General features: G+C 55.0%; 7 protein-coding genes. 4 read left to right on the plus strand and 3 right to left on the minus strand.

The genetic code is table 11. The features are described from left to right. Nucleotides 1-52 precede the first annotated feature (52 nt). Together QWF21_RS10520 and QWF21_RS10525 are read left to right on the plus strand one after the other, a co-directional pair. Complete coding sequence (locus QWF21_RS10520) at nt 53-2,707, plus strand: glycosyl hydrolase family 18 protein (protein WP_330088005.1); 2,655 nt, start codon at nt 53-55, stop codon at nt 2,705-2,707. 60 nt (nt 2,708-2,767) lie between these two features. Beyond that, nucleotides 2,768-3,988, plus strand: coding sequence for a lytic polysaccharide monooxygenase (locus tag QWF21_RS10525; RefSeq protein WP_330088006.1), 1,221 nt, complete (start codon nt 2,768-2,770; stop codon nt 3,986-3,988). Between the two features lie 93 nt (nt 3,989-4,081). Here the strand turns inward: QWF21_RS10525 and QWF21_RS10530 are convergent, their stop codons facing one another. The 3 genes from QWF21_RS10530 to purL all read right to left on the minus strand — a co-directional run bounded on the left by QWF21_RS10530 (nt 4,082) and on the right by purL (nt 10,516). Further along, nucleotides 4,082-6,004, minus strand: coding sequence for a methyl-accepting chemotaxis protein (locus tag QWF21_RS10530; RefSeq protein ID WP_330088007.1), 1,923 nt, complete (start codon nt 6,002-6,004; stop codon nt 4,082-4,084). Nucleotides 6,005-6,207: 203 nt separating this feature from the next. Then, on the minus strand, nt 6,208-6,564 hold the full coding sequence (locus QWF21_RS10535; RefSeq protein WP_330088008.1) for a hypothetical protein: 357 nt from the start codon (nt 6,562-6,564) through the stop codon (nt 6,208-6,210). A 58-nt stretch (nt 6,565-6,622) separates the two neighbouring features. Continuing rightward, complete coding sequence (gene purL / locus QWF21_RS10540) at nt 6,623-10,516, minus strand: phosphoribosylformylglycinamidine synthase (protein ID WP_330088009.1); 3,894 nt, start codon at nt 10,514-10,516, stop codon at nt 6,623-6,625. A 431-nt stretch (nt 10,517-10,947) separates the two neighbouring features. Here purL and QWF21_RS10545 point away from each other — a divergent pair, with 431 nt between their 5' ends. Together QWF21_RS10545 and QWF21_RS10550 are read left to right on the plus strand one after the other, a co-directional pair. After that, nucleotides 10,948-11,289: a hypothetical protein gene (locus QWF21_RS10545; RefSeq protein ID WP_330088010.1), complete on the plus strand. Its 342-nt coding sequence runs from the start codon at nt 10,948-10,950 to the stop codon at nt 11,287-11,289. Between the two features lie 940 nt (nt 11,290-12,229). Further along, nucleotides 12,230-12,880, plus strand: a complete 651-nt coding sequence (locus tag QWF21_RS10550) for a hypothetical protein (RefSeq protein WP_330088011.1) — start codon at nt 12,230-12,232, stop codon at nt 12,878-12,880. Nucleotides 12,881-12,894 lie beyond the last annotated feature (14 nt).

Below are 12,894 nucleotides of genomic sequence, written 5' to 3' on the forward strand. Positions count from 1 at the left end.
ATAGCCCGCGTTTCAGCGGGCTTTATCACATTCAGAATAATGAGAACGAACAATGAAACCTATTCCATATGCATTAACCAGCCTGGCGGCATTGCTCAGTGCATCCGCTTTGGGCTACGACTGCAGCGCACTGCCAACCTGGCAGGATGCCACAGCCTACGCCAGCGGTACTGAAGTACAACAACAGCAACAGGCCTACCGTGCCAACTGGTGGACTCAGGGCCAAAGCCCAGCTCAGCATTCCGGTCCCTGGCAGGAGTGGACGCTACTTGGCCAGTGTGATGGCACGGAGCCGGTTGATCCTGTAGACCCCATTGACCCAGTCGATCCGGTGGACCCCGTTGATCCAGTAGACCCAGTAGACCCAGTAGACCCGGTAGACCCCGTCGACCCAGTTGATCCAGTAGACCCAGTGGATCCGGTAGAGCCCCATCCAGGCGATACCCCCTGCCGGCCAGATGGTCTTTACCAAACCCCAGGGCTGGAAGTGCCCTACTGCACCATCTACGACGAGCTCGGCATTGAGCTCATCAGCCCGAATCACCCACGGCGCATTATTGGCTATTTTACCAGCTGGCGTCATGGCAAAAACGACCAACCGGCTTATCTGGCCTCCGATATCCCCTGGTCAAAGATAACCCATATTAACTACGCTTTTGCCCATGTCGACAGCAACCACCGCATCTCAGTTGGCGATGTCACCGATCCGAACAACAGCTCGACCGGTATGAGCTGGCCGGATGTGCCGGGCGCCGAGCTGGATCCGAACCTGCCCTATCAGGGCCATTTCAATCTGCTGAACCGCTACAAAGCCGAACACCCCCATGTCAAAACCCTGATTGCAGTCGGTGGCTGGGCCGAAACCGGTGGTTACTTTGATGCCAATGGCGATCGCATTGCCAGTGGTGGCTTTTACAGCATGACCACCAACCCGGACGGCAGCATCAATCACGCCGGGATCCATACCTTTGCCGAGTCGGCGGTTGCGTTTTTACGTCAGTACCAGTTCGATGGTCTCGACATCGACTACGAGTACCCGACCAGCATGACCGACGCCGGCAATCCGGATGACTTTCACATTGCCAACCCACTGCGCGGTGCCTTAAATGCTTCCTTTGTCGAGCTGATGCGGGTGCTGCGCCAGTACCTGGATGCAGCCAGTGTCGAAGATGGCATGCACTACCAACTGACCATGGCGGTACCGTCATCGGCCTACCTGCTGCGCGGTATGGAGGTGTTTGATGCCTTACAATACCTCGATTTTATCAATGTGATGAGCTACGACCTGCATGGCTCCTGGAATCAGTTTGTCGGTCCCAATGCCGCCTTGTTTGATACCGGTGAAGATGCTGAGCTGGTGGCCTGGAATTACTACAGTGCCGCTCAGTACCAGCAACTGGGTTACCTGAACACCGACTGGGCCTTCCATTACTACCGAGGCGCCCTGCCGGCGGGTCGGATCAACATTGGTATCCCTTACTACAGCCGCGGCTGGCAACGGGTGCAAGGCGGTCATCATGGCCTCTGGGGCACGGCATCCTTACCCGATCAGAGCCAATGCCCACCGGGCACCGGTGGCAGCACCGTCAGCCGCTGTGGCGATGGCGCCGTCGGCATTGATAACCTCTGGCACGATCTGGATACCCAGGGCCAGGAAATCCCGGCCGGTTCCAACCCCTTGTGGCATTTACGCAACCTGCAGCAAGGCATTGTCGGCTCTTACCTGGAGGATTATGGGCTGGATCCGGCCACCAACCCGGCACACCAGCTGATTGGCAGCTACCAGCATCACTACGAGCCGGTCGCAGTGGCGCCCTGGCTGTGGAATAACGAGAAAAAAGTCTTCTTATCGATTGAAGACGAACTCAGCATTGCCACCAAAGCGCAATACGTGATTGATCAGCAGATTGGTGGCGTGATGTTCTGGGAACTGGCCGGTGATTACAGCTGGCACAGCGATCGCGGCGAGTATTTCTTTGGCGATACCCTGACCTCGATTTTCTACCACAGCTTCCAATCGGCCTCTCCTTATGGTCATTTGCGCTCCGAGCTGCCGTTGTCTGAGCAGGCCATCGATCTGCGCTTTACCATCGATAACTTTAAACTGGGCGATCAGAACTACCCGATCAACCCCACCCTGACACTGACCAACCACAGCACACTGACCCTGCCTGGCGGCAGTGCCATCAGCTTTTCGGTGCCCACTGCTATTCCGGATAGTTTAAGCGATCAAAGTGGTTTTGGCTTAAGCATCATCGACAGTGGCCGCAATGCCAGCGGCAACAACATTGGTGGCTTGCAGCACCCCTTCCATCGGGCCGAGTTCAGTCTGCCTGGCTATCTGGCTCTGGCTCCCGGAGAAAGTCTGGAGCTGACGCTGAATTACCAGTTGCCAATGCCAACGCCAACCGGCTGGCGCATTGAACTGGCTGGCAAGTCTTACGCCTTTAGCCAGGAATACCCGCAGCTGCCGCAGCTGACCGAATTGCCTGGCGATCCGGGCAATGGCGGCCCGGGTGAAGGCTGTGGTGGTATTAGCCCTATCCACCCCTGGCCGCAATGGCCGCAGACCGACTGGGCCGGCAATCCAAGCCATGCGCTGGGTGGTGATCACCTGTCGTATCAGGGCAGTGTCTACCGGGCCAACTGGTGGACCAACTCACAACCTGGCTCTGATGGTAGCTGGACCCTGATCTGCAGCCTCTAAGTGCTGCACAAAACCAACAGCGGGGCCTGGCCCCGCATTACAACCATAAGGAGAAACTCCATGAACCATGTCATCACCCAATCCCGACGACTGCTGGCCATCGCCACCTTGCTGGCCAGCCCGGCCTTGCTGGCGCATGGCTACGTCGAATACCCCAAGGCCCGTCAGCAAATCTGCAAAGAAGATGGTGGCTACTGGTGGCCGGCCGATGGCTCCGGTGTGCCGAACCTGGCCTGTCGCGCCGCTTTTCAGCAATCCGGCGGTTACATGTACACCCAGCACCATGAGTTTGCCATCAATATCCGTGATTACCACAACATGGCTGCAGTGCGGGCCGCCATTCCAGACGGCACCCTGTGCGCAGCCAATGATGATCGCAAAGCCGGCATGAACATCGCCTCCAGTCACTGGCAAAAAACCGAAATCAATCTGGCACAAACCCCGGTGTTGCCGGTACGTTTTCGCGCCACTACGCCGCACAACCCGAGTTTTTGGCAGTTTTACCTGACCAAACCCGGCATTGATCCGGCGGCCCGTCCGCTGCACTGGGACGATCTCGAACTGATTTATGAAACCGGCAATACGCCAGCCGAAGCTGGCTACTATTTCTTCGATGTGCCCTTGCCACAAGACCGCTCCGGTCCAGCCATTCTGTACACCCGCTGGCAGCGCAACGATGTGGTCGGTGAAGGGTTTTACAACTGCTCGGATCTGCTCTTTACCGGCGGTGGTGGCGGCAGCGATCCGGTCGATCCACCGCCAAGCTGGTTTGATAAAGGCGCCTTTGTTGATTTGCAAATCCCGGTGGCGGCAGGCGACAGCGCCCAGCTGCGGGTGTTTGACAGCCAGGGTCAGGAATTGCTGGACCAAAGCTGGACCATCAATGCCGCGCAGTTGCCGCAGCAGTGGGCCTTTGATATCGCCAATCAGGTTAATGCCCAGCACGGCTCGCTGATCCAGATTGGGGTGCTGAGCAACAACAGCGTGCAGCTTAGCCCGGATTTAGCCAGCAATCGTTTCTACTTATCGGATAACAGCTACTTTGTGAATCTGGATATCCGGGCCGGTGAAACCGATCCGGTGCCGGATGACTGCCAGGGTCATGATCCGGCCACGGCTCCGGCCTATCCGAACTGGCCACAAAACGACTGGGCGGGTAACCCCAGCCATGCAGCGTCTGGCGATCTGGTACAACACCAGCAGGTGCTGTACCGTGCCAACTGGTGGACTCAGTCGGTACCGGGCTCGGACGAAAGCTGGACCAAGATCTGCGCTTTCTAAGCGGCGTTTTTTAGTCACTCTGCTCAGGCAGCCGGATCAACTGATGCACCTGGATCCGGCGGCCTTCCTTGGGGCTGGCAGTAAAGCGGCCCCTTAATCAATTCGATAGCGGCCCACCTGGGATTCTATCTGCTCAAATGCCTGCTGAAACTCAACAGTTGATGCATCGACCTCACGAAGTGTGTTCAGGTTATGAGTGGCCAGATCCCGAATACGAACGATGTTCTGGTTAATATCGCCGGCAACCTGGCTTTGCTCTGTTGCAGAACTGGCAATCTCGGCCGTTACTTGCTGCACTCCATTCAAACTGGTGACAATAGCCCGGAATGACTCACCAGCCTCAGCGACCAGGTCAACATTGGTATTGACCAGCGCCTGATTATCCTGCATAAGTTCAACCGCCTGACTCACCCCCTTGTCCAGACGATCGATCATGACACGGATTTCATCTGTAGAACGCTGTGTACGACCCGCAAGCCCACGGACTTCATCCGCAACCACTGCAAAACCGCGACCTTGTTCTCCGGCACGGGCAGCTTCAATTGCCGCATTCAGCGCCAGCAGATTGGTTTGCTCTGCCACATTCCGTATGACTTCAAGGACTGAAAAAATAGCCTCGCTGGCAGAGCGTAACTCTTCAGTCACACCAATTAAACTCTGACTGTGTGAGGACTGATCCGTAATATTGCGACTCAGCTTTTCCAAAGACAAACTCCCCGCCTCAGCACGCTGGCTTGCATCCTGGGTCGCCTGATCGGCTTGTTGAGCATGTACAGCTACACCTTCAGCCGTACACACCATTTCGTTGATAGCGGTCGCGACCAGCTCGGTTTCACTATCCAGTTGATCTGCCGCCGATACAGAACTAGCAGCTCGCTGATGCAGTGATTCCAGCGACTGAACCACACTGTGCATGGACTGACGAATACTGCGAACCATCTCCTGAAGGCGCGTCAGCATACGGTCAAAGCCACGCCCAAGCGCTCCGATTTCGTCCTGGCTTGTTGAATTAAAGCGCTGGGTCAGATCAGACTCGCCTTCAGTAATCCCTGAGAGCACAGTCACCGTCTGATTGATCGGTACAATCACCTGACGCCGAATCAAAGCACCCAGTACCATCATAATCAGCAAGGCTGCAACCATGATCACCAACACGGCTTTCACAGAATTTGCCAGGGCGATTGACCGGACCTCTTGGGTCGAGATGCCTGTGGCAATCTGATAGCCCCAGGGTGTAAAGGTCGAAGTTTCTACATGCCAATGGCCGGGAGCCTTAAGGATACTGCTAACTTCCTCCGCATCCATATGACCGGAATGCAAGCGGACACGCCCTTGTCCATCAAGCAAAGCAATAAACCCCTGCTCCAGAATGTGTGTGCGCTGAATCACCTCCTGCAAGGACTGTAAATCTGCCGAATACCCCACATACCAGATCCCAATCACTTCACCCGCAGCATTGCGAATCGGTTCATACCCTGTCAAAAAAGGGTTTCCAAGGATATCCACCTGTCCATAGAAAGCACGGCCTTCCCGGTTAGCCCGAATGGCTGCCCCCTGAGGATCCAGCAGGGTACCAATGGCTCGCTGGCCTTGATTGATCACATTGGTGGATACGCGCACAAAATCATCACCGCTTCTGGAAAACAGCGTCGCAGTACCTCCCATTACAGAGGTAACACCATCGACCAACTCGAAACGGTTCGCCAGCCCCTGCTCGCCCAGCAACAGCTCGGCAACCATCCGCCCATTCACACTAACAGCCCCGCCCTGACTGGCGTCTCCCAATGACTCACCGCGTTCCATTAATAAACGCATACTGCTGCGCACACGTTCTGACATGATGCTGTCTGTAACAGACAATAATGAGGTGACATTCGCAACTGCATCCTGGCGTATCGATTCTGCAGTTGCCTGCATCTGAACGCGCTGGTTAAAAAAAATGCCTGCGGCTGCAATCACGGCGACCAGCGCAATCAAGCCTCCCAACATCAAATAGATTTTTTTTTGTAAATTCATCGGCAGTCCTGATGCTAAACATTATCCTAGTACTTTGTCTGCGTTTAAAACGCAGGCCCAAGCTGCAATCAACAGAGCAACTTGGCATAACAAGCATTAACGCACTCAGTTGTTAATAAATCAAACGCAATTTTTTCACCCAACTCAATTTGCACTGAGGATATAAGTCTTTTTGGTTTGCCGTTAGTTCCATTCAATCTTCTCTAATTACTCTGCTCAGGCAGCCGGATCAATTGATGCACCTGGATCCGGCGGCCTTCCTTGGGGCTGGCAGTAAAGCGGCCCCTCACCCGAACCTGCTGCCCGACCAAATCCTGTACCAGGGTTTCCGGGTGAATGCCCACCCTGCGATGGGCATCGTCTTCCAGCCAATAATGCCTGGGCTCATCAAAGGAGCGCACCTGACCGGTGATCACCACCACATGGCCATGAAAGCGTTCGGGCTCTGCCACCAGCTTGGCTATCGGCACTTCCAGCACCGCATCGCTGCAGCTGCTAAGCAGCCACAGCACTGGCAGCAACAGCAGCACAGTGCGTAACACCCGACCTATTCGTTGCATGCTTTGATTCCCCCCAAATAGCAAAAACCCGCGCCAGCGCGGGTTTTCAATCACAGCATTAGCCCAGCCAGACCCGGGCATTGCGGAACATCCGCATCCAGGGGCTGTCTTCCTGCCAGTCATCCGGATGCCAGGAGTTGGCCACGGTGCGGAATACCCGCTCCGGGTGCGGCATCATAATGGTGGCGCGGCCATCACGGCTGGTTAAAGCGGTAATACCGGCCGGTGAGCCATTCGGGTTGGCTGGGTACTGCTCAGTCACACGGCCGAAGTTGTCCAGATAGCGCAGCGCTACGGTGCCACTGTCGTTGGCGGCAGCAAAGGCTTGCTGATTGGCAAATTCGGCATGGCCTTCGCCGTGCGAGACGGCAATCGGCATGCGGGAACCGGCCATACCGCTAAAGAACAGCGATGGCGTTTCCTGCACTTCCACCAGGCTAAAGCGTGCTTCAAAGCGCTCGGACTTGTTGCGCACAAAGTGGGGCCACAGCCCGGCGCCCGGGATCAGGCTTTTCAGGTTCGACATCATCTGACAGCCGTTGCACACCCCAAGCGAGAAGGTATTGTCACGTTGAAAGAAAGCCGCGAACTGATCGCGCGCCTGCGCATTGAACAAAATGGACTTGGCCCAGCCTTCACCGGCGCCCAATACATCGCCGTAGGAGAAACCGCCACAGGCCACCAGGCCATCGAAGTCGCTCAATTGACGCCGGCCAGCCAGAATGTCGCTCATATGCACATCGATGGCGCTAAACCCAGCCCGGTTAAAGGCCGCGGCCATTTCCTGATGCGAGTTGACGCCCTGCTCGCGCAGAATCGCGACTTTAGGCGCAGCGCCTTTGGCAATGTAAGGTGCGGCAATATCGGCGTTCAGATCAAAGGTTAGGCGGGTATTAAGGCCAGGATCGGCCTGATCGGCTTTGACAGCGAATTCCTGCTCCGCGCAATCCGGGTTGTCCCGCATCGCCTGCATCTGATAGGTGGTTTCGGCCCAGATGCAGCGCAGCTTGGTCCGGCTTTGCTGATACACCAGGGCATCGCCACGACGCACCAGAATGTCATCGCTGTTGCTGACGCTCCCCAGCAGATGGCTACAGGCCGCCAGCTGATGATCCGCTAATACTTGCTGCACATGCGCCAGCTTGTCGTTGCTGACTTGCAGCACAGCGCCCAGCTCTTCACTAAACAGCACCGCCAAGTCATTCTGACCCAGCGCGGCGATATCAACGTCAAAGCCAGCCTTACCGGCAAAGGCCATTTCGGCCAGTGTCAGCAACAAACCACCATCGGAGCGGTCGTGGTAAGCCAGAATTTGCTGCTCACGTACCAGTTGCTGCATCGCATCAAAGAAGTGTTGCAGCAGCTCTGGCGACGCCAGATCCGGCACTTCCTGCCCCAATTGCTGGTACACCTGAGCCAGACAGGAGGCACCCAGGCGGTTTTGGCCCTGGCCCAAATCAATCAGCAACAGGCTGCTGTCACCGCAGTCGGTGCGCAGCTGTGGCGTCACGGTTTTGCGAATATCTTCGACCCGGCCAAAGGCGGTGATCACCAAGGACAATGGCGAAGTAACGGCTTTTTGCTCGCCATCTTGTTGCCACTGGGTTTTCATCGACATTGAGTCTTTCCCCACTGGTATGGTCAGGCCAAGCGCCGGACAGAGCTCTTCACCGATGGCTTTGACCGCCTGGTACAGGCCGGCATCTTCGCCCGGGTGACCGGCAGCGGCCATCCAGTTGGCGGAGAGTTTAATCCGTTTCAGTTCGCCGATATCGGTGGCGGCAATGTTGGTGATGGCTTCGGCCACTGCCATCCGGGCAGAGGCACCAAAATCCAGCAAAGCCAGCGGGGTGCGCTCGCCCATCGACATGGCTTCACCGTGGTAGCTGTCGTACGAGGCTGCCGTGACCGCACAGTTGGCCACCGGCACCTGCCAGGGACCCACCATCTGATCGCGCGCCACCAAACCGGTCACAGAGCGATCGCCAATGGTGATCAGGAAAGTTTTCTCGGCAATGGTCGGTAAGCGCAGCAGCCGCTCGGTGGCATCGGCCACAGTCACGGTATCCAGTTGCAACGGCTCGCCGGCCGTCTGGCTGCTTGCAACGTCACGATGCATTTTCGGCGCTTTACCCAGTAATACATTGAGCGGTAAATCAATCGGCGTGTTGCCAAAATGCTGATCCGACAGCACCAGATGCTGCTCGGCGGTGGCTTCCCCCACTACTGCGTAAGGCGCGCGCTCGCGGCGGCAAATGTCTTCAAACACTGCCAGACGCTCGGGCGGGATCGCCATCACATAGCGTTCCTGCGACTCGTTGCACCAGATTTGCAGTGGCGACATGCCCGGCTCATCGTTCGGTACTTTGCGCAGCTCAAAACGGCCACCGACGCCGCCATCGTTCACCAGCTCCGGGAAGGCGTTGGACAAACCACCGGCACCGACATCGTGGATAAAGCAAATCGGGTTGGCATCGCCCAGCTGCCAGCAGCGGTCGATCACTTCCTGACAACGGCGTTCGATTTCCGGGTTTTCCCGTTGCACCGAGGCAAAGTCCAAATCTTCCGCCGACTGACCGGACGCCACCGAAGAAGCAGCACCGCCGCCCAGACCGATGTTCATCGCCGGGCCACCCAGCACCACCAGCTTGGAGCCTGGTTTCATCTCGCCTTTTTGCACATGGTCTTCACGGATATTGCCAAGACCACCGGCCAGCATAATCGGCTTGTGGTAACCGCGCACTTCCACGCCGTTGTGGCTGTTGACCTGTTGCTCGTAAGTACGGAAATACCCCACCAGATTCGGTCGGCCAAATTCGTTGTTAAAGGCAGCGCCGCCCAAAGGGCCTTCCAGCATAATGTCCATCGCATTGACAATGCGGCTTGGCTTGCCAAAATCGGTTTCCCACGGCTGTTCAAAGCCCGGAATACGCAAGTTCGATACTGAAAAACCAACCAGGCCGGCTTTGGGCTTAGCACCCACACCGGTCGCGCCTTCGTCGCGGATTTCACCGCCAGAGCCGGTAGCCGCGCCCGGGTAAGGAGAAATGGCGGTTGGGTGGTTGTGGGTTTCCACCTTCATCAGAATGTGGATCGGCTCGTGATGGTAGTTGTATTCCTGGGTGGTCGCATCCGGGAAGAAACGACCGGCTTCCGAGCCAATCATCACCGCAGCATTGTCTTTGTAAGCCGACAGCACGTAATCCGGTGTCTGCTCAAAGGTGTTTTTGATCATCTTGAACAGCGACTTGGGTTGCTGCTGGCCGTCGATGGTCCAGTCGGCATTGAAAATTTTATGCCGGCAATGCTCGGAGTTGGCCTGAGCAAACATGTAGAGTTCAATGTCGTTCGGGTTACGGCCCAGCTGCTGGAAGTTGCTGACCAGGTAATCGATTTCATCGTCGGCCAGTGCCAGCCCCATGCTGCTGTTGGCCTCGACCAGGGCTTCGCGGCCACCGGCCAGAATATCCACCGAGCTGAGTGGTGCCGGCTCGCCGTGCAGGAACAATTGCTCGGCCGCTTCCAGGCTATCAAACACCGCTTCCATCATCCGGTCGTGCAGCAGAGCTTTTAATGAGTCCTGCTGGCTGATGGTCAGGGTTTCGCTGCACTGCACATAGTAAGCAACGCCCCGTTCCAGCCGCACCACCGACGACAAACCACAGTTATGGGCAATGTCAGTCGCTTTGGACGACCAGGGCGAAATAGTGCCTGGCCGTGGTGTCACCAACAGCATCAAGCCCTGCGGGGCATGACTGGCCAGCGCCGGGCCATAAGTCAGCAGTTGCTCCAGCGTGTGCTGCTGTTCTGCAGTCAAAGCGGCACTTAGCTCGGCAAAGTGCATAAACTCAGCGTAAATTTCCGTAACCGGCAGCGCCAGACGCTGGCATTGGTCCATCAGTTTGCGGATTCGAAAGTCTGACAGTGCAGGTGCACCACGCAGGATCAACATAGGCTTTTTTCCGTTGGTTGAACGACGAGGAATTTGAGCGCGCTATTATAAAGAAATTTGCTGTCTAGGGATAGAGCGGCAACTGGGGCGGCTTTTGCCGCCCCCATACCAGCAGCCGACTTCGTCAATCTCTTTAGTGGTCGTTGCTTATTGCCGACTTGGCGACATGAAAAACACCACAAAAACACTGTATGCATTATCAGCGGTAAGTGAAATACCTGTAAAGATGCTACTTGCATGGAAAATCCCCGCTTTCCTCAACGGAAACCTTCTTAAGTGTAATTAAATTGTTGATTAGGCAGCATGAGTTCGATAGATTGGAGAAATTTGAAAAAGAAAGAAGGGAGAATCCCGCGGGGAAAGAAGGGATTTTCCAAACTATTAAGCTGTTAGCAGTGCAATTAACCCCCAACCTTAAAAGGAAGTAAAAGATGAAGAAATTACTACTCAGTGCAGTTGCTTTAGGAATGAGTCTAGCTGTTTCAGCGGAAACCTATGACGTTTCCGCTTCTTACAGTGCCGGTACAGAATACTTTGGCGAGCTAGTTTTCCGTGTTGATGAAGGCAAAAGTGCATCTTTTTCAAACGAGCAAGTGCAGAGCTTTGCGGTTGTAGTGAGTAAAAAAACAGATAGTCAGGTTTTAGTTAACTTTGATTTTGCAGGTGGGGCTTACAAAAGCGAAGCAGAGGTTGTCTTAGAGCTTGACCAACCAGCAGAATTTAACTTTAACGATCAAAAGTTTACTTTTTTAGTTAAAAAGCATTCCAGTTAAGTATTTGTGGCAGCACACGCACTGCTAACAAGGCGCTATTGTCGCCACTGTCGTGGCTGGGACGGCTTACGCTGCGCTGCAGCCGCCCCAAAGCTTTGCGTTAAGTGTAATCAACCATGGGCAGAGTATTTTTACTAACACTACTTATTCCATTCGCAGGAAGTGTTGCCTCAGAGACATGCGATCATCGAATTCTCGAGGTTGATGCTCCCCGATTTCCAGCTTCGTTGCATGCCCAGCATACAGTTATTCGTGAAGGAGCATGTAGCGTTGGTCTCATTTTCGACCTGGATGAATCGGGACAGGTTTCTAATATTAGGCCAAGTATTGAAGAGGACAGGTGCAAGCCATTTCAACGGTCAGCAATGGTGACGTTAAGGGCCGGAAAGTTTAGCCCAGGCCCTCCTTTGGGTGACTGCACCTATACATTCATCTATGAATTCGAGTAAACACTTAACAATCGCAGGCACGGCGACGGCTTTTTCGTTGCGGCTTCGCCTTCACTACAAAGCCGCGCGTGCTGCGGGGCGTTAGCAGCTTTCTGGGTGTTTAGGGTTGTAAAGGTTTTCTGTTCTGGCATTGCTCGCGTTTCGTTATCTAAGCCGGTAAGCCAAAACACAAAGTCCGCCAGTTTGTGGGTTAGTCGCTGGCGGCGAGGGCGGTAGCGTTGTTTCTCTGGTTCATTTGCTCCGCTTGTAGCAAGTTTTAAGGTTCCAGCCATTTCGTTGTATCACACTTGGCTGGTTAGTTTTTTAATTTATGAGTGCAGTGGCTTCGGTCAACATCGCGTGGCGGCAAGGCCGCGAAAGTGCGGTGTTTGCTGCTAACAAGTTACTGCACCGGAAAAATTACTCGCTGGCGCTCCCAATTTTCCGGTGAGCAATGCGTTGGGCAAAGAGAGTCGCACAATATTTTGTTGCATCGTTCGGAGGAATCTACGTTGTATCGTGAAATTACACAGGATGGTGGCGGCTTTCTCGCGGAAGCCGCTTCTGATGCAGAGGGTATTTACACAGAGCAGGTCGAGTCATGCGCTGTCTATGCGGCTTACGGTACTCACGGGCTCGCCGTCGTACATGACACGGGGCAGTTGGACATTACATCAATCGTGGAATTTCTCCAGCGTTGCGGGAGCATTGCTAGGCTAGTTCGGGGAATGAACTTCCGGCAGTGCCCAAAGAACACCGAACAGCACCACAGGGAAAGGAGCAAGAGAATTGCCAACCTACTTCGTCACAAGAAGGGCTGGGAGCGCGTTGACATCTCAAACGGAAAAATAGTCCTACTCAAGAACGGCAGTGTAATAATTGACCCGAGCACGACGGGAAACGTAGATTCTGTTAATGGAAAGGAGCAGCGCCATCAGATCAACCTGCTCAATAATCTATTCATCAAGCCGAATTCACAGAGCATACCTTTGGACATCCAATTTGATGGTGATTGGACAAGCCATCCCAGGCTCCTTGCGTCCGTTCAAGAGATGAAATTGCGTGCGTTGCAGGAAAGGGCTCGCGGCGACAACGATTACCTTAGCGAGCTGTTTAGGGCTCAGCAAATGGGCGTGATAGATCTCAGTGGGGATCAGTCGTGACTTATAGAACGCCC

This window comes from Alkalimonas mucilaginosa (genome assembly GCF_036327005.1).
GTDB lineage: Bacteria > Pseudomonadota > Gammaproteobacteria > Enterobacterales > Alteromonadaceae > Alkalimonas > Alkalimonas mucilaginosa.